3 protein-coding genes (2 of these 3 running past the window's edge) are annotated in these 20,698 nt (G+C 62.4%); all 3 read left to right on the forward strand.

All coding sequences use genetic code 11. The features are described from left to right. Tightly spaced (each overlapping or abutting the next), the 3 genes in view from FMN63_RS06350 to FMN63_RS06360 form a layout consistent with a single transcriptional unit that may run on beyond the window. Positions 1-11,190: the 3' portion of an SDR family NAD(P)-dependent oxidoreductase gene (locus FMN63_RS06350; protein WP_148583121.1), read on the forward strand. The gene continues 9,660 nt to the left of window position 1, outside the view; only the last 11,190 of its 20,850 coding nucleotides appear in the window; the start codon falls outside the window, past its left edge; the stop codon is at positions 11,188-11,190. After that, positions 11,187-12,521, forward strand: a complete 1,335-nt coding sequence (locus FMN63_RS06355) for a flavin-containing monooxygenase (RefSeq protein WP_148583122.1) — start codon at positions 11,187-11,189, stop codon at positions 12,519-12,521. Before FMN63_RS06350 ends, FMN63_RS06355 begins: the two co-directional genes overlap by 4 nt. Next, positions 12,518-20,698: the beginning of a non-ribosomal peptide synthetase gene (locus FMN63_RS06360; protein ID WP_148583123.1), read on the forward strand. It continues 12,360 nt past the right edge of the window; the window shows 8,181 of its 20,541 coding nt (coding positions 1-8,181); its start codon is at positions 12,518-12,520; the stop codon falls past the right edge of the window. Before FMN63_RS06355 ends, FMN63_RS06360 begins: the two co-directional genes overlap by 4 nt.

The following is a 20,698-nucleotide window of genomic DNA, read 5'->3' on the forward strand; positions in this document are numbered from 1 at the left end:
CATCTGGACGGTGCTTTCCATTCGGCCGGTGTTCTGCGCGACAGCTTTATCGCCACCAAGACCCATGGCGATCTGTCCGCAGTTCTCAAGCCAAAGGTTTGCGGTGCATTGGCCTTGCGGGATGCCTGTGCCGGTCTCAATCTCGAGTCCTTCGTGCTCTTTTCCTCCCTCGCAGGTCCGTTCGGCAATCCGGGCCAGGCGGATTATGCGGCGGCAAACGGGTTTCTGGATGCGCTCGCCCGCTCTTCCTGCGGGTCGATAATGTCGATCAACTGGCCGCTCTGGGACGAGGGCGGCATGCGTGTCGACGATCCCACCAGGGAAGCCCTGTTTCGCCGAATGGGTCAGCAGCCCCTGGGAACCGCAGCCGGGCTTGAGGCTCTTGACCGATGCCTGGCGAACAAGACCGAGCAGACCGCCGTTGTGGCCGGGGATGTGGATCGCATCCGCGCCTTCTTCGCCAAAGGGCAAGCGGATCGGAGTGGAGCACCCGCCATAGCGTCCGCCGGGACCCATGCGTCAAGGGTGTCTCCGGCCGTATCCCGGACGACGACAGCGCCAGTGCTGGTCGAAAAGACCAGATCGCTGCTGAGCACGCTCCTTGCGAAGGTCAGCGGTCTTTCCGCCGCACAGATCGACCCCCGGACGCCGCTGGAAGACTACGGCATCGACTCGCTGATGATCACCAAGCTCAACAACGAGCTTGGCAATGTATTCGAGGCGCTGCCGAAGACCCTGTTCTTCCGACACCGCACGCTCGCCGCAGTCGTCGACTATCTTGTCGATGCTCAACCGGCGGCCTGCGCAAGCTGGGCGGGCGTAGAAACCGAGACCCTGGAACCGGCACCCGTTTTAGCCGTTGCCACGGAAACATCCGGCCGCGGCGGATCGCAGCCCTCCGAAGCGGAACCGATTGCCATTGTCGGCATGAGCGGCGTCTATCCCGACGCGCCCGACCTCGACACCTTCTGGGAAAATCTTCTTGCCGGGCACGATGCGGTCGGAGAGATACCGGCAGACCGCTGGTCCCTGGACGGTTTTTTCGAACCGGACCCGGATAAGGCGGCCGCCGAGGGCAAAAGCTATTCCAGATGGGGAGCGTTCCTGGAAGGCTTTGCGGATTTCGATCCGCTGTTCTTCAAACTGTCCCCGCGCGATGCCGCTGTCATGGATCCCCAGGAGAGGCTGTTCCTGACGAGCGCCTGGCAGGCCCTGGAAGATTCCGGTTACACGCGCGCGCGGCTCAAGAAAATTGCCGGCAGCGACCATGGCGGCGCCCGCGTCGGCGTCTTCGCCGGTGTGACCAAGACCGGTTACTCCCTCCATGGTCCCTTCACCGCGCAAGGCGGGGCGACGGTGCGCCCAACGACGTCCTTTGCCGGAATCGCCAATCGGGTATCACATGTCCTGGATCTTTCAGGTCCCAGCCAGCCGGTCGACACAATGTGCTCGTCGTCGCTTACTGCCATCCACGAGGCTTGCGAGCATCTGCGCAGGGGCAGTTGCTCCATGGCGCTTGCGGGCGGGGTCAATCTCTACCTGCATCCTTCAAACTACGTCGAGTTGAGCGCCGCCCACATGCTGAGCCCTTCGGGACGCTGCAGCAGTTTTGGTGAGGGGGCGAACGGTTTTGTTCCGGGCGAAGGCTCCGGGTGTCTCGTGCTCAAGCCGTTGTCGCGCGCGCTTGCCGACGGAGACCGTATCCATGCGCTTATCCGGGGCAGCGCGGTCAATCACGGCGGACGAACCAACGGCTATACAGTCCCCAATCCGGATGCGCAGAGGGATGTCGTGCGCAGCGCACTGGAGCAGGCCGGTCTGAGTGCCAGGGACATCGGCTATATCGAAGCCCATGGGACCGGAACAAATCTCGGAGATCCGATCGAGGTCGATGGATTGGTCCAGGCCTTTGGGGCCGATACCAGCGACGAAAGGTTCTGTGCCCTCGGCTCGGTGAAATCCGCCATCGGACACCTGGAAGCGGCGGCTGGCATCGCCGGACTGACCAAGGTCGTTCTGCAGATGAAGCACCGCACCCTCGTGCCGACCCTTCATGCGGACCGGACCAATCCGAACATCGATTTCGATGGCACGCCCTTTTCCCTGCAACGCCAGGCAGACCGCTGGTTGTCTTCGGGCCCCCGATTTGCCGGGGTCTCGTCCTTCGGCGCGGGCGGTGCCAATGCTCATGTGGTGCTGGAAGAATGGCGCGACCCCGCAGAGGGGAACACCGGCAGATCAGGCGAAGCCGAGCGGGAAATCGTCCTGCTGTCGGCACGCAGTGACGAGCGGCTGAAGGAAAGCGCGCTGCGTCTGCGGTCCTTCCTTCACAAGGGCGGCTTTGATGGTGCGCGTCACCCGCTTGACCCTGCCGAACTCATCCGAAACATCTGCGAAAAACTTGGGGCCCTGCTGGACGTCGGATCCGATGCAATCGATCCGGACGAGAGCTTCGATACGTTCGGTCTGGATGTGTCGCACATTCCTGCTCTGCAAAAGTGGTGTCTGGAACGCTTCGGCTATTCGCCGAGCCCGGCTGAACTGGATATGGCCGGATCGGTCAAGGGCCTCTCTGATCTTGTGCAGGCGAACGCAGCTGATGGCGCAGCATCCACGAGCCCCGCGCGGAGCCTTGGAGACATCGCCTATACGTTACAGGTCGGCCGTGAGCCGATGGAGTGCCGTCTCGGGCTCCTGGTGACGTCCATCCGGGAGCTGGAGACGGCTCTGGAAGCTTGGCTTGCCGGCAAGGAAAGCCCGGTCCCGGTTCTTGCAAGTCAGGCTTATGACAGGCGAGGCGCACTGGCGGCACTTGCCGAAGATGAGGTCATTCAGGAGGTTGCGGAGAGGGCGTGGCAGACCGGCCGCTCCGAAACCATATTGCGGTTCTGGGTCGAGGGAGTGGACATCAACTGGGCAGACCTGCGTCTGGATAAGCCTGGTCGCATCATCTCGCTGCCAACCTATCCGTTTGAGAAAAACAGGTACTGGCTCCCGGCCGACAAGCTGGCTGTACAGGCCGGAGCAACGCTTCAGATAACCGAAGACAGTTCGAGCGGGATGCGGCAGCTTGTGGAAGCAAGGCGTGGCGATACGGACCTGCTCGGCACTGCCCGGATCGTTGACACCGCGGTAGCGTCCGTTCTTCAGGCCATTTTGCGGGATCTGCCGGAAGCAGACGTGATCCCGGCCTATCGGCCCTGGCTTGAGGCTGCGAATGCGCTGGTGTCGATGGAAGCGGGCAACCATCGCCGGTCCTTGTCCGAGGCTTGGTCGACCTGGGTGAGACTTGAGCGAGACGGCGCATCGCCGGCGCAGATGGCGCTCGCGGAAACAGCCTTGAAGGCCCTGTCGGAGATCCTGACAGGCAAGCGCCGAGCGACCGATATTCTTTTTCCGGAAGGGCGACAGACGCTGGTGGAAGCGGTCTACAAGGAAAACCGGATCGCAGAACGCTTCAGTCAGACCGTGGCAGACGCAGCCGCACGACATGCCGCCGCCTGGGATGCATCGGTGCGCAAGCTGAACATTCTTGAAATCGGGGCGGGTACAGGCGGCACCAGCGAGCCGGTGTTCGAGGCACTGCGTCCTTACTTCGACCGGATCGGCGTCTACACCTACACGGATGTTTCTCGGGCATTCCTGATCCATGCCGAGCGAAGCTACGCCAGCAGCGTTCCCTTTCTGAAGACGGCGCTTCTCGATATCGAGAAGCCGCTCGAAGGGCAGGGCATTGCGCGGGGAAACAATGATCTCGTCATTGCGGCAAACGTTCTGCACGCGACGGCGGACATTGTCTCCACTCTTGCCCGGGTCCGCGAAACGATGACGCCGGGCGGGGTGCTGCTGCTGAACGAGACCAGCAAGCCGACATTCTTCACCCACGTGACCTTCGGCCTGCTGGATGGCTGGTGGCGGTTCACCGATGCCGATCGGCGCATTCCCGGGTCGCCGTCGCTGACGGCGGAGCAATGGCGCAGGGCACTGGAGGACAGCGGCTTTGACTGGGTTGTCGGATCCGGAGAAGCCGAGCAGGACCTCGGTCAGCAGATCATTGTCGCGAAAGCGCGCGCCGAACTGTCGCAAGCCGCTACTGCCACTCCGGCCGGGGCGAACGTATCCTCGGACAGGCAGCCCCTGCGCCAAGTTATTCTGCAGGCACTGGGCGAAACGCTCAATATCGCGCCGGCGACGATCGATCTGGAGAAAAGCTTTGCGGACTACGGACTGGATTCGATCCTGGGGGCCGAATTCAGCCACCGGCTGCGAAAGATGCTGGGGATCGAGTTCAGCCAGACAGACCTCTTCGATTTTGCCAGCGTCGCGAAACTTGAAGAACATCTGAAGACCCTTCACCCGCAGCCTGCCCACTCGGGCGCAGACGCTTTCCCCGATCCTGCGGATGCAAGCGTGACGCCGACAACCGCCCGGAGCGGCGGTCAGGAAGCACCCGCGATGAATGACCGGGGACGCGAACCGATCGCGATCATCGGGGCCAGTGGGCGCTTTGCAGGGTCGGATACTCTCGATGCGCTGTGGACCCATCTCAGCGCGGGCCGTGACCTTGTCGAGCCAGTCAGCCGCTTCGACCTCGCGCGCTTCTACGAGGACGTCGATCCCGCCACATACGGCAAGCACGGCAGCTTCCTGGACGATGTCGCTTGTTTCGACCCGGTCTTCTTCGGCATTTCCGGCGTCGAGGCCACCTACATGGATCCGCAGCAGCGGCTGTTCCTTGAAGAAGCCTGGAGAACCCTGGAAGCTGCCGGACATGCCGGCGAAGACGTGGTTGGCAGCCGCTGCGGGGTCTTTGTCGGCTGCGCTCACGGGGACTATCAGGAGCTGTTCACGAAGCAGCCACCGGGTCAGGCCTTCTGGGGCAACACGACATCGCTCATTCCGGCGCGGATTTCCTATTGGCTTGATTTGAAAGGCCCGGCTGTCGCCATCGATACGGCTTGTTCAAGCTCGCTCGTCGCCCTGCACACGGCCTGTCAGAGTATCCGGAATGGCGAATGCGACATGGCACTTGCGGGCGGTGTCTTCGTCCAATGTTCGACGCGTTTCTTCCGCTATGCCAACGCCGCCCAAATGCTGTCCCCTTCCGGACGCTGCGCGGCCTTTGGTGAAGGTGCCGACGGCATCGTTCCGGGAGAAGCGGTCGGAGCTGTACTTCTACGGCCGCTTGCCGATGCCATCGCGGACGGCGACACCATTCTCGGTGTCATTCGCGCCTCAGGCACCAACCAGGATGGCACCACCAACGGTATCACGGCCCCGAGCGCAGCGTCGCAGGAACGGTTGATACGGCAGGTATACGAGGATCACGGCATCGATTTCGGGAGCATCGACTATGTCGAAGCCCACGGCACGGGCACGGTGCTTGGCGATCCGATCGAACATGCCGCCCTTGTTCGGGCCTTTAGCGATGTGAGCGAGCGGGACATCTTTCTTGGCTCGGTAAAGTCGAATATCGGCCACGCAACCACGGCGGCTGGTTTTGCGGGCCTGGCCAAGGTCCTTTTGAGCCTTCGGGAAAAGACCATTCCGCCGACGCTGCATTTCGGGAAGGGCAATGCGGCCATCGATTTCGGCAAGGGGCCGTTCAAGGTCAACAAAGGCTGCGTCCCGTGGCCGTCGCGGCCGGAGGGACAGCGCCGTGCGGCCATCAGTTCCTTCGGCTTCAGCGGCACCAACGCCCATGTGGTGATTGAGGAGGGCCCCACACCCGATGTGCATCGCGAACCAGCCTCCAGTCAGCTGTTCGTGCTGTCGGCTCGCACACCTGAACAACTCAGGGAGCTGGCGGGGAACCTTGCAGGCCATATCGAGGAGCACCCGGAGCTGCTTGCCGAAGACGTCTCATTTACTCTGATTGCGGGCCGGCGTGCTCTATCGCACAGGCTCTTCCTTGTAACTGACAGTCTTCAGACGGCAAGCGCTGCGATCAGGGCCTGGCTCGCGGGGGATGCGGACTCGGGTGTCGAAGTGCGTGAGATGACAGGGGAGCGCGGTGGCGAAGCTGAGGGTTCAGCGCCTCCGCAGGCGCTGGATGGCAAACAGCGAACGGCAGACCTGACAGCCCTCGGACGGCAGTTCCTTGCAGGCGCGCGGCTCGATCCCGAACAGCTTTTCACCCGGCCACGCCGCCGCGTGCCGCTGCCTGTCTATCCTTTTGCCAGTAAACGCTATTGGGTCGATACGGAAAGACCGCAGAGGCAGCCGGTTGCCGAAACAGGCGCCGAGGTTGCCAAATCACAACAACCCCAATCGCAGCCACCGGCATTGCCGGAAACATCTGAGCGTCAGGCCAGTGACAGGGTAAGGCTCTCCCGGCCTGCCGCGATGTCTCTGCGCTCAGCCGATGCCGTGGTTTCGGAAAAGATTGTTCTGTCACCGCTCGTCCCCACGTCTTTGAAAGAGGACCCGACCGGGCGTGTGGAGCGCCGTGCGGACACTGATGGCGTTCGCGTTCTGGAGCTCTCGGGGGACTGGTGCAAAGCGCTTTCGAGCGGTCTGACGCGAGAGCTGGAGGCCGCAAGCGCGGATGAGACAGTTCGTGTGGTCGTCCTGGCTGGCGAGAGAGCGTGGCAAGCGGGGGCCGGGACGGTGAGCGATTTCGATCCCGAATGTGTCGTGAATTGCGCGCTGCCGGTGATTGCTGCAGTCCGTGGCGGGGCGAACGGGCAGGCAGCAGGCCTTGCTCTCCTGAGTGATTTCGTTGTCGTGGAAACCACTGGTCAGCTGATCGGTTTTCCGGTGCCGGCGAGCAAGCTCGCAAAGCATCTCTGCGACCGGCGGCTTGCACCGGAAAACAGCCTACTGCGCGTTCCCGCAAGCGAGGTCGAAGATGCGGCCATGGCCCTTGCGCGGGAGATCGCGGAAGGACCGCGCGAGGCGCTTTCACTGCTCAAGCGCCACATGCGCCGAGACCTGCCGCTGCTTCTGGCCGACCTGAAACCCGATCAAAGGGCACCCGGCTTGCCGGAAGGGCTGCCAGTAGAACCGACGCGGGCGTCCCGAAACGTTCCTCTCAAATCGGAGGTGATGCGTCTGGAGCTGTTTGACGACGGTGTCGCGCTGGTCACGATGAACGAGCGGGCGAACCGCAACATGTTCACGCCGGCCTTCATGGACGGACTTGAGGAAGCCTTTGCGAAGATATCCGAGCTTACCGACGCAAGGGTCGTGGTCCTGACAGGTCATGACAACTATTTCGCCTGCGGCGGCACCAGAGACGGCCTTACCGACCTGCAAAAGGGCGGGAGCCGGTTCACCGACCGGCGGATCTATTCCTTGCCGCTAGAGTGTGAGCTGCCGGTGGTCGCTGCAATGCAGGGGCATGGCATCGGGGCCGGCTGGTCGCTTGGCATGTATTGCGATCACGTCATCCTCGCGGCTGAAGGCCTCTATCACAGCAACTATCTCTGGTACGGCTTCACACCGGGCGCCGGAGCGACCCTGATCTTCCCGCATCGCCTCGGCGACGAGCTTGGGCGCGAAATCCTCTTCAGCGCTCGTCAGTACCGCGGACGCGACCTGGGTGACAGGTCTGCGCGTCTCACTGTGCGACCGGCCCGGGAGGTCCTGGAGACCGCCCTCGCGGCAGCGCATGAGCTCGCACGCGATCGCCGGGAGAGCCTCATCGCCGCCAAGGAAAAGGCTACGCTTCTTCTGCGGGGTCGGCTCGACATGGTGCTGGAACGCGAACTGGCGATGCATGAAAAGACCTTCATAGGCAACGACGCAGTCCGCCAACGCATCGCGGAAAAATTTGGCGAGGACACCGGAGTACCCGAACTTGAAAAAGACGGGGTGGCTGCGCCTGTCGACGCCACCGCTCTTCAAGCCAATCTCGTCAGGTCGCTAGCCGAGGACCTGATGATCGATGTCGCGGACATTCGTCTGGAAGACAGTTTCCTCGACCTCGGTCTCGATTCCATTCTGGCGGTCACGTGGATCCGGAAACTCAATGCGCTCTTCGAAATCGATCTGCCAGCGACTGTCATTTATGCGCACCCGACGGTGAAGGCCCTGATCACCCACGTGGCGTCTCTTGCCGGTGTTCGACGCGACAGCATCCCGCCAGTCCCGGCACGGCAAGCGCCGAAGCCTCCGGAGAGTGGGAAAGCCGATGCGAAAGACACCGCCGTTCAGGAGGGACTGCGAGCCGAGATCGTCGCGTCTCTCGCCGAAAACCTCATGCTGGATCCGGCCGACATCACCAACAGTGCCGGGTTCCTGGACCTCGGCCTCGATTCAATCCTGGCGGTGACCTGGATCCGTAACCTGAACGAGCGCTACGAGATCAGCCTGCCGGCAACCGCGGTCTATGCGCATCCAACCGTCGGTGCGCTGGTCAGGCATGTCTGTGAACTTGTGCCGGCTGCGGAGACGCCTGAACCTGTTGCCGCGCCGACGCTCCCGGAAGCGGAGGACCGTTCCGTTCCCCGTTCCGCATCTGCGGTCCACGTGGCAGAGACCATCCATTCCGGTACGGACTTGGCCGAGGATCGATTGGAGGCAATTGCGATAGTCGGAGCATCGGGCAAATTCCCGAAGGCGGAGGACCTTGCCGCATTCTGGCGAAACATCGCCCAAGGCCGTGACTGCATAAAAGAAGTGCCCGGGTCGCGCTGGGACATCGGACGATATTTCGATCCCGATCCCCAGGCCCCGGGCAAGACCTACTGCAAGTGGATGGGCGCGCTTGACGATGTTGCAGCCTTCGATGCGCGTTTCTTCAACATAACGCCGCTGGAAGCGGAGCTTATGGATCCACAGCAGCGCCTTTTCCTGGAAACGGCCTGGCATGCGATCGAGGATGCGGCGATCAATCCGTCGAGCCTCTCCGGCAAGCGCTTCGGTGTCTATGTTGCCTCCGGTCCGAGCGGATACGAAGACCTGATCGACCAGCGCAATACCTACAGCCTGCTTGGCAGTTCCGGATCGATCCTGGCGGCCCGCATATCCTATCTGCTGGACCTGCGCGGCCCGTGTCTTTCCATCGACACGGCCTGCTCCAGCTCGCTTGTCGCGACCGCTCAGGCCTGCGAGGCGCTGTTATCCGGTACCTGTGACATGGCGCTTGCCGGAGGGGCCTGTGTGCTGGTCGGGCCGAACATGTTCATCGACACGGCCAAGGTAAGCATGCTGTCGGCAGATGGTCGCTGCTACTCATTTGACGAGCGGGCGAACGGGTTCGTGCCGGGGGAAGGCGTCGGAGCCGTTGTCCTGAAGCGTCTGACGGATGCGGAACGGGATGGCGACCCGATCCACGCTGTCATCCGTGGTTGGGGTATCAATCAGGACGGACGCACGAACGGCATCACGGCGCCCAACCCGAAGGCTCAGACGGCACTGATGAAGGACGTCTACGAGCGCTTCGACATCGATCCGGGAACCATAGGTCTCGTCGAATGCCACGGCACCGGAACGCCTCTGGGAGACCCGATCGAAGTGGAAGGTCTGACCGATGCCTTCAGCGCCGTGCCTGCTGACGGCCGCTGCGCCATCGGCTCGGTAAAGAGCAATATCGGCCATGTCCTTGCCTCTGCCGGTATTGCCGGTGTGTTGAAGGCCATGCTGTCGCTGGAAAACCGGCAGATCCCGCCCTCGATCAATCTGAAGACCCTGAACAGCCACATCCCGTTCGACAGGACCCCCTTTGCCGTCAGCCGGTCTCTGTCGGCCTGGGAAACTCCGCGGGATGGCCTGCCAAGGCGCGCCGCCGTCAGTTCCTTTGGTTTCAGCGGCACCAACGCTCATCTGGTGCTGGAAGAATATCGTTCAGTCGCCAGCGCGGAAGGCGGCACCACGCCGCTGATCTTTGTGCTCTCCGCCCGGGACCGGGATCGCCTGATCGAATACGCATCCCGGATCGAGTGCTTCATCGCTGGCGAACCGGATCTTGATCTGGAGGCCTTCGCCGCGAGCCTGCAGACCGGCCGGCCTGATTTCCGGGAGCGTCTCGCGTTCGTGTTCTCCGGCCGGGACGATCTGCTGCGCAAACTCGCCGCAGCAACAGTCGGTGCCGATCTCGAGGGTGTGCATCTGTCTTCCGGCGACGATGCGGCAACAAGCCTGTTCTCCGCGGATGATGACGCGGGCACGCTGGTTCGCAAATGGTTGGCCTCCGGAGACACGCAGCAGATGGACAAGGTCGCGGAGCTTTGGGCGAAGGGGCTTGAAATCGATTGGCCGACACCATCCTGCAAACGTCTGCATGTGCCTGGCTATCCCTTTGCGCGCACACCCTATTGGGTGCCGGTCTCCAGCGATCCGCAACCTGGCGCGGAACTCGTGCAGGAGGTTGCAAGAGGACCACTGCTTGGCGTTCAGCCATCCGAAGGCGAAATCGGACGGATCACGCTGCGTATCAACGGGGACGAGCCCTATCTGACAACGCATCTGACAGGTGAGGCGCGCTTGATGACCGGCCTTTACCTGCCGGAGATGGCACGCGGTGCCCTGGAGCGGTTGTCTGGAAAACCCGTTTCCGGCCTTACGCAGTTGATCTGGGGCAGGCCGGTCGCCATCAACGGCAAACCGCGTGACCTGACATTCGTGGTAATGTCGGATGCGGAGGGACTGCTCTACCGGGTGGAGGCGGATGGCGACGAAGGAAGTCCGTGTCATTTGGGCTCCGGAGCATTCGGCCCAAATACGGGTGAGGCGCGCAAGTCCATCGCGTTTGACGAGGCGCTTTCGGGCCGAGATGTCTCGGAGCCCTACCGCGCCTTCGCCGAACGCTGCTCGGTTCATTCAGGTCCGCCAACGCCCGAAATGGCTCGCGTTTCGGAGGTCTCCCTTGAGACAGACGTGCTGACCGCAAGGGTGGAGCTTTCCCAACGCGCTGCGCCGGAGCGTCGGGACATTCTGTTCGATCCGTATCATCTCGATGCGGTCTGGCGGTTGCTGGCTTTCCATAACGGCGGCTGTGTTGCCGATGCCGGAGACGCCAATGCCCTGAGTTTTCCGCGCAGCATGGAATCCATGACCGGATTCGCAACGGCTGGAGACCGGAGGCTTGTCAGAATTGTTCCGCGGTCGGCCGGTTCGGGGCCCGTATCCTATACGGTCGAGCTTTACGGTGCCGACGGCGCAGAGGTTCTGCGCCTGGAAGGCGTCCGGGTGACGGCACTGGAACGCAGCCGGGATATCCGGATCAGGGAGGAGCTTCGCTCATGAACCGTTCACCCAGCAAGGTTGCGATCATAGGCGGCGGCCCGACCGGTATTGGCGTCGCGCGCGAACTGATCGATGGCGGTATCGACATCGATCTCTACGAGGCGGAGGCCGATTTCGGCGGTGTCTGGAACGGTGACGCTGCTTGCGGCAGGACCTACGAGTCCCTCCATCTGATTTCGCCGAAATTCAACACCCAGGTCGCCGACTTTCCGATGCCGGAGGACTATCCTCCCTATCCGAACCATCGCCAGATGCTGGCCTATATCCGTTCCTACGCGAAGGCCTTCGGTATCTATCAGCGTGCGTCTTTCAATGCGGCGGTCGAGACGCTGACACAGGAGGGCGACGGCTGGCGCCTGAAGACCAGCGCTGGGCACGACATCCTTTATCCGCTGGTGATCGTCTGCAACGGCCTGCAACGGGTACCGCGTTTTCCGGAGCCGGCCATACCCGGCCAATTCTCCGGCGAGGTGCTGCATGCGCGCGACTACAAGTCGGCCGACCTGCTACGCGGCAAGAGGGTGCTGGTCGTCGGTGGCGGCAACTCGGGCTGCGATATTGCCGTTGACGCCATCAGGACGGCTGAGACCGTTCTGCACAGCACGCGGCGGGGCTATTACTACCAGCCGAAATTCATCTCCGGAAAACCCACGCCGCAATGGATGATGGAACTCGGCAACAAGTTCGCCACCAAGGAAGAAACGCTCGCTTATATCGAGGAAGTCTTCCGGCTCGCAGGGTACGACGGCACCGACTACGGGCTTCCGAAACCGGACTATCCACTTGATGCCGCCCATCCGGTCATGAACTCGTTGCTGCTTTATCATATCGGCCATGGTGATGTTGCGCCGAGAGGCGCCATCGAGAAATTCGACGGCAAGACAGTGCATTTCAGGGAAGGGCCTCCGGCAGAAATCGATCTCGTGCTTTATGCTACGGGATACAGCCGCGAGTTCCCGTTCCTCGACCGGTCGTTGCTGGAGTGGAAGGGCAGCATTCCCGACCTCTTCCTGCATTCTACGCCGCGCAATCTGGACAACATCCTGTTCATGGGCTTCATCAATGCCGCGGGTGGACTGGGGGACGGGCTGAAAACCCAGGGCCTTTTCGTGCTGAACTATGCAAGGGCGTTCTTCGGCAGGACCGCCGGACTGGAGCGGTTCCTCGCCGCGAAGAAATCCGATGCTCCGGATCTCGGGCAGACGTATTTCATCGACAGCTACCGGCATCAGTGGGAAGCGGATCTCTGGAAGTTGCTCGGCCACATGCGCCATTATCGGGACATGTTGGCCGAAGAGGCCCCGGATCAAAGAGAGGTCGCCTTGCGATGAGTACCGGATCCGGCGACGACCTGCGCGCCCGAATGGCGAAACTCCTCGACAAGGAGCTTGTCGAGCGGGCCAGCATGCGCGTGGCGTCCCGGGCTCAAGAGGCGAAAGCGGACAGCTCTTCGCCAGAGACGACCGGCGAGAGCAGCATCTCCGACCGACTGGCGCTCGATGTCTTTCGGATTGCAGCCGCCGCCTTGCGCATGCCCGAGGAGCAACTGGAGCCGCAGGAAAATCTCGCCAACCTGGGTGTCGACTCCATCGCGATCACCGAGATCATGGTGCAGATCTCCCGCCATTTCGGGATCTCCGTCGCGCCGACCACCTTCTTTGAGGCGAAACACATTGACGACTTGAGCAGTATTCTGCTGGAGCGTTTCGGCACGCCGATTGCGGCACATTACGCAAAACACGACGCAGCCCAGACGCCCCCGCCAGCTTCGCAGAAGACCGCGACGCCCGCGGCAGATACCACCCCTGTGCCGGCAGCATCAGCCGGCGACGAGGACGATCAGGGCGGGGAAGAGCCGTGGATCCGCCGCCAACGCGCGGCTGCGGGGGCACCTGCCGCAAGACTGCGACGCCCTGCAGAACCGGAAAGCACGAAGGATGCTGCAGACGATGCGCCGATTGCCATCGTGTCGATGGAGGGCATGTTCCCGCAAAGCTCGGATCTGGAGACCTTCGAGGCTCACCTGAAGGCCGGAAAGGATTGCATCGAGGAAGTTCCGGCCGACCGTTGGGACTGGCGGGCGGTCCACGGTGACCCGAAAAAGGGTCCCTTCACCGACGTCAAATACGGCGGTTTCGTTCCGGAAGTCGATCATTTCGATGCAAGCTTCTTCAACATCTCCCCGCGCGAAGCGGAACTCATGGATCCGCAGCACCGCCTGTTCATGGAGTGCGTCTGGAGCCTGATCGAAAAGGGCGGCTATGCGCCGGGGTCTCTGGCCGGCCGGAAAATCAGCCTGTTTCTGGGCATCAATCTGCTCGATTACACCGACATGGTGAACCGCGCGGGCATCATGGATGCCCAGCAGCTCACCGGCCTGGGACATGCGTTCTGTCCGAACCGCCTGTCGTTCCTTCTGGATATCCACGGGCCGAGCGAAGTGATCGATACAGCCTGTTCCAGTTCGCTGGTGGCCATTCATCGCGCCGTGATGAGCATCCGTCACGAAGGCTGCGAAATGGCGATTGCCGGCGGCTCGAACCTGATGCTTTCGCCAACGCAGCACATCATGTTCTCCAAGGTCGGCATGATCACGCCGGACGGGCGCTGCAAGACCTTTTCAAAGGACGCCAACGGATATGCCCGGGCGGATGGTGTCGGAGCCGTGCTTTTGAAGCGCCTCGATCTTGCCGAACGGGACGGCGATCCGATCCTTGGAGTCATTCGGGGATCGGTGGAACATCACGGCGGCGGTGCGACCTCTCTGACCGCCCCGAACCCGAAGGCACAGGGCCGTCTTATCGTCGAAGCCCACCGGCAAGCCGGTGTCGATCCCAGGTCCATCGACCTGATCGAGTGTCATGGCACGGGCACGCCGCTCGGCGACCCCATCGAGGTGGAGGGATTGAAGCTTGCCTTCGGTGAGCTCTACCGGGACTGGAATCTTAATCGACCAGACGCGGCGAAAATCGGTCTTGGCTCGGTGAAATCCAATATCGGTCACGCGGAAACGGCAGCGGGTGTCGCCGGACTGATCAAGGTGCTCCTTGCCATGAAGAGCGGGACGCTCTTCCGGACACTGCACTGCGCAGAACCCAATCCTCTGCTGGATCTTGCCGGTAGCCCCTTCTATCTGCTGCAGGACGAGGCGGGTTGGAAGAGGCCGCTGATCGACGGCAAGGAGGTCCCCAGGCGCGCCGGCATCAGCTCTTTTGGAGCTGGCGGCGCCAACGTTCATCTGGTGATCGAGGAATATTCTGAGCCGGAGCGTCGGTCTTCACAGTCCGGGAACGGCCCTTTCGTGGTTCCCGTTTCGGCGAAAACCGAGCCGGCGCTGTTGCAGGCGCTGACCCGGCTGCTACCCGCGGTCCGACAAAACGATCTGGCGGACATTGCCTATACGCTTCAGGTGGGGCGCGATGCGATGCGTCACCGTGTTGCCTTCGTGGCTGCCGACCGGGAAGACCTTGTCGAAAAGCTGGAAGCGTTCCTTGCCGGGAACGGCAGTACTGCGGAACGGGGAACCGTTGCGGCTGGCCGCAGGGAAAAGTTCCAGCCGCTCGATCCCTCGGGAAAAGACCCGGCCGCGATTGCCCGGCATTGGGTGTCCGGTGGGGAGGTGAAATGGCCGAAGCTTGACACCGGAGCTTGCCCGCGCCGCATTCCACTTCCGGGCTATGCCTTCCAGCGCAAGCGCTACTGGTTGCCGGACGTGGACACCGGAGCCGAGGCTCCCAGGGTGTCGCTCACGCCGGTTGCCACCGGCGCCGGGGTCTATCAGCTGTCGTTGACCGGTAACGAGTTCTTTCTGAAGGACCACAAGGTCGCCGGCTCGCCGGTTCTGCCGGGGGTCGCCTATCTGGAACTGGCGCGAGCTGCAGCTGTTCAGGAAGGTATCGCAAACCCGGCTCTCCGGCAGGTGGTCTGGATGGCACCGCTCGTGGTCGAAAAACCGGTTCCGATCACCTGCGAATTTTCAGGTCTCGGGGACGGGAACCTGCGCGCGGAGATTTTCAGCACAACGGAAAACGGCGAACGTCTTCTGCATGCCCAAATGCGGGTTGCCGCCGATGTGGAGGCAACCGAACTGTCTGTCGATCTGAACAGTCTTCGAGGCAAACCGGCAACGCGTCTGGGAGCTGGCGAGGTCTATGCGGGCTTCGACGCCATGGGGCTCGTCTATGGACAAGGCCATCGCGCGATCACGGATCTTGCCGTTACCCAGGACGCCTCAAGGGGCGGGGAAGTTCTTGCCAGACTTGAACTTCCAGGAAGCGTCGAGGCAGGTTTCGCCGATTTCGGTCTGCACCCCAGCTTGTTGGACGGAGCGCTGCAAGCAGCAATCGGTCTGGCGCTGGATGCCTCCGGCAAAGCTCCCGAAGCGGCTGCCCTGCCGTTCTCAGTCGAGGGCGTGAAGATCTTTGGCGCCTGCGAAAAACACATGTGGGCGCATGTCCGGCAACAGGCGGGCGCAGGCTCAGGCTTGCGCAAGATGGATATTGACCTGATCGACGAACAGGGAAGGGTCCGCTTATCCCTGCAAGGGTTCACGACGAGAGCGCTCGACAAGACAGCGGACAGCGCGCCGCTGCGCTTCAGACCGCGCTGGCGTCCGCTCGATGCGGTGGTAGCACCTGTGCACAACGGGCGGGGCATCGTGCTTCTTCCAAAGGAAGCCGGGAACATTGAGGAGCTGGCGGCGCTGCTGCCGGACCACGACGTTCGTTTGCTTCAGGACGATCCTGCCGCGTCTCTAGACCAGCGTTTCCTGCAGCTGGCCAACCAGCTCCTGAGCATCGCTCAAGCGGATCTGGCTTCGGGACCTTGTCAGATGCAGATGGTTCTCGGGACGGAGGAAAACAGCAGCGCCCTGGCCGGTCTGGCGGCCATGCTTCGCAGCATAAGCCGTGAACATTCGGCTTTCCGTGGCCAGGTTCTGGTTCTCACGGATCGATTATCCTCTGCGGATCTGGCGGAGCAATTGAAGAAGGCCGCCGGCGCGTCCGCAGGATCTTGCCTGAAAACGACGGGAAAAGACCTGTCGCTGGAAGTCTGGGAAGAGGTCTCGGCCACGCCGGAACCGGCGTCCTTGCCGTGGAAATCCGATGGTGTCTATCTCGTCACCGGGGGGACTGGCGGGCTTGGGATTAAGCTTGCCCGGGAAATCATCAAGACGGTCCCCGGTGCGACGGTCGTTCTTGCGAGCCGGAGCCAGCCAAAGCCCGAGATAGCTGACTGGATCGCCGAGACACCGGCACTGAATCACAGGATTGCGGACTTTTCCGATGCACGGTCGGTCGAAAACCTTGTGCAGCACATCCGGGAAGAATACGGAAGGCTGGATGGTGTCATCCATGCAGCAGGCGTCATCCGAGACGAGGTGGTCCTGCGCAAGACCCCGGAGCAGCTCGCCGATGTGCTGGCTCCGAAGGTAACAGGTGCGGTGGCCCTGGACAGGGCGATCGGCGACGCGCCGCTCGACTTCCTGGTGTTCTTCTCCTCGATCTCCGGCATTGTCGGCAATGTTGGTCAGGCCGACTACGCAGCGGCCAACAGTTTCCTCGACGGTTTTGCCGAAGCGCGTGAGACGCGGCGCAAAGCGGGCACATGTCACGGCAAGACGGTGTCGGTCGCCTGGCCGCTCTGGCGCGAGGGCGGCATGTCGCTCGCACCAGAGCAGGAAACCCTGATGCGGCGGACAACCGGCCTTGTGCCGCTTGAAACGCGCCAGGGCCTTGATGCGCTTTACTCCGTCCTGGGCGGCGTGGAACCGCGCCTATTGATCGCATCAGGGGAGGGCAATCGCATCCGGCGTTTTGTCGGTGACGCCTTCGAGCAGCGATCCGCTGATGTTGCGATGCAGGCAAACCCCGAAACACCTGCGGAAAGCCGGCCGCCCGTCGCGACCGGCAGCCTGCGCCGCATGATCCTTGCAAGCCTGATGGAAGAAGCCGGTGCGCAGCTGAAGGTCTCTGAAGAGGACCTTGAACCGGATGAGGAACTGACCGAATACGGCTTCGATTCCATTGGCTTCACTCAGTTCGCGAACCGGCTGAATGACCGCTTTGGGCTGGAGTTGACGCCAACCCTCTTCTTTGAATATCCGACGCTTGACGGCTTGGCGGATTACCTTGTGGGCGAAGAAGCTGCCGCGATGAGCGCGGTCTTCGGTGCCCCTGCGGCTGATAGCGCAGACAGGGCAGGGGACGAAGAGCGGGCTGGAGCCAGGGCCGGCGCGGTCGCGCCCGCAAGCGAAGCTGTCAGTGCCGTGACACCTTCAAGGGAGCCGGCTTTTGACATGCCGGAGGCCCGACCAGCCGCGAATACCGATGCTGGCCAGGTGGCCATTATCGGAATGAGCGGACAGTTTCCGGGCGCACCCGATATCGACGCTTTCTGGGACGTCCTGAACGAAGGCAGAAACACCATCAGCGAAGTGCCGTCCGAGCGTTGGGACTGGCGGGACTATTGGGGAGATCCCCTGTCCGAACCCGGCAAGGGCAACGTCAAATGGGGCGGCTTCATTGAGGATCTGGCCGCCTTTGACGCGGCTTTCTTTGGAATATCCGCACCGGAAGCCCGGATGATGGATCCCCAGCAACGCCTGCTGCTCACCCAGGCCTGGCGCGTGATGGAAGATGCGGGCTACGTTCCTTCTGCGCTGGCGGGCTCCGATACCGGGGTCTTCATCGGGACCGCGGATACCGGTTACAGCCGTCTCATCGCGGACAATGGCACCAAGGTCGAAGGATATTCGATGACCGGGCTGGCCCCGTCGCTCGGACCGAACCGGATCAGCTACTTCTACGATTTTCACGGCCCGAGCGTTGCGGTTGAAACAGCTTGCTCCAGCGCGTTGATCGCGGTCCACCGTGCGGCTGAAGCAATCCGCGCCGGACATTGCGCGTCGGCCATCGCGGGGGGCATCAACACGCTGCTGCTGCCGGAAGCCTTCGTCGGCTTTTCCAAGGCCGGCATGCTGTCGCCTGAAGGGCTCTGCAAGCCATTTTCCAAACGAGCAGACGGCTACGCACGTGGCGAGGGCGTCGGGCTAGTCTTCCTGAAGCTGTTATCGGAGGCGGAACGCGAAGGCGACAGGGTTCTGGGAGTGCTTCGCTCGAGTGCGGAGAACCACGGCGGTCACGCCGCGTCGCTGACAGCGCCCAATCCGAAAGCCCAGGCTGACCTCATTCGCACCGCCTATCGTCGGGCCGGAATAGACCCCCGAACGGTCGGATATATCGAGGCGCACGGTACGGGTACGCCTCTCGGCGACCCGATCGAGATCGAGGCGTTGACCGCCGCCTTTGCCGGTCTTGCGAGCGATGCCGAAGCCGTCTTCGGACCTGCTCCGGAACAGAGCTGTGCCATCGGCTCGGTAAAATCGAATATCGGCCATCTGGAGCTTGCCGCGGGGATCGCCGGCCTTATCAAGGTCCTGCTGCAGTTGCGGCACGGGAAGATCGTGCGCTCGCTCTACAGCGAAGACCTGAACCCCTATTTGAAACTGCAGGACAGCCCCTTCCATATTGCGCAGCAGGCCGAAGACTGGCCCCATGTCGTCGACAGCGACGGCAACTTGCTGCCGAGGCGGGCGGGCGTCAGCAGTTTCGGGTTCGGCGGCACCAACGCCCATGTCGTTTTGGAGGAATACCTGGCGCCACATCACGCTCCGGACATTGAGCTGAGAGAGACGCCGGAGCTTATCGTACTGTCGGCAAAGACCGCGGACCAGCTCAAGGAAATGGCGGAGGACCTCCGTGCCTTTGTTGCCGGTCCCGCAAACACAGCAAGCCTGGCGGATATTGCTTTTACGCTGCAGACGGCGCGAGAGCAGATGGACCATCGTCTGGGGTTCGTGTGCAGGTCCATGGAGGACCTGCGGAAACGGCTCGAGGAATATCTGGCGGGGGAAACCGGCAAGGCGCTCCATACCGGGACCGTAAAGTCCGGCCGCAAGACGTTCTCGGTTCTCGAAAGCGACGGCCCCCTGCGCGAAGCGGCGGCTAGCCTGGCCGCGAGAGGGCGAGCGGAAGACCTGCTGGTGCTCTGGGCCAGTGGTTTGAGTGTCGACTGGGCCGCGGTCCGCGAGGGAAGGCCTGCGCGCCGCATCTCTCTTCCCGGATATCCCTTCGCAAGGAAGCCTTACTGGGTCGGCAAGGCGCAGACGGTTTCACCGGCGACCAATCTGGCAGCGGGCAGCTGCACGCTACGACTCGACGGCTCGGAAAGCTATCTGCGCGACCATCTGGTCAACGGCGTCAGGGTTGTGCCGGGTGTCCTGTCCTTCGAATTGGTGCGGCTTGCGCTCGACAGTGCCGGACGGCCAGCGAGCCCGTTCGAACTCGCCGGCCACACCTGGACAGGTGCGGTGGCTGTTGAAACCGGTCCCGAGCAGCTCGACGTCTTTCTGAACGAAGGGCCGTCTGAGGGCTTCCGGTATTCGATTGTCGCCACAGGCGCGCGCCGGCATGCCGAAGGCGTGCTCCGCCTGCTTCCCGGTGAGGACGCTCCCAGAATTGACCTGGGAGAGGCAAGACAGGCTGCGGATACAGAAATAGACAGACACGCGCTCTACCAAAGATTTGAGGCGCTTGGTCTTGGATATGGCCCCTCGCAAAAGGCGATCACGCATCTTTGGCACGGCGCGGAGGGCGTGGTTGCGCAGCTCGATCTCCCGCAGGAAGCGGACCGCGGATTTGCGTTGCATCCCTCGATTCTTGACGGAGCCCTGCAGGCCGTCCTTTCGCTCAACGATGTCGGGGACGGACTTGAGCTGGCGCTGCCCTATTCCGTGCGCCGCGTCAGGATCTACGGCAGAACGGCTGACCGGATGTGGGCGGTCATCAGGCAGGAGGCGAAAGGGACGGCAATCGATCTCTGCGATGATGACGGCGTTCTCGTCATTCGTCTTGAGGATCTTGTCACCAGACCGTTGCCCGTCGCCAAGTCTTCGGGCAAGGCAGGACCCGAGGCGCAGCCCGCTCTTGACGAAACGGAGCGGCGGAAACGAACGCTGGTGCTTGTGACCGGCATTGCGGCGAGAGTGCTGGAGATCGAGCCGGAAATGCTGGATCCGGATACGGAACTCGGTGATTTCGGTTTCGATTCCGTCAGCATGACGGCCTTTGCCGCGCAGATAAATTCGGACCTGAGCCTGAACCTGACGCCTGCCGATTTCTTCGAGTTCGCAACGCTGTCTCGGCTCGCAGGGCACATTTGCGACGAGCTGACAGACGCCCAACTGGGCTCTTCCGGCAGCACGCAGCCTCTGGAGGCCGCGGCAGACACGAGTGGTTCTGCGCAAGGCATTTTTTCCGACCCGGCCGCGAATTTGGTCGCCCGTCCGTCCGGGGCGGAGGATGATCCGGTCGTTATCGTGGGGCAAAGCTGCTGTTTTCCTGGCGCAGCGGATGCTGAGGAATTCTGGTCCAACCTGATCTCCGGCCGGGACAGCATCAGCCGGATTCCTGCCGACCGATGGTCCTGGCAGCAGCTTGATGGTGAC

The sequence above is a fragment of the Stappia sp. BW2 genome (assembly GCF_008107695.1).
In the GTDB taxonomy this organism is placed as follows: domain Bacteria; phylum Pseudomonadota; class Alphaproteobacteria; order Rhizobiales; family Stappiaceae; genus Roseibium.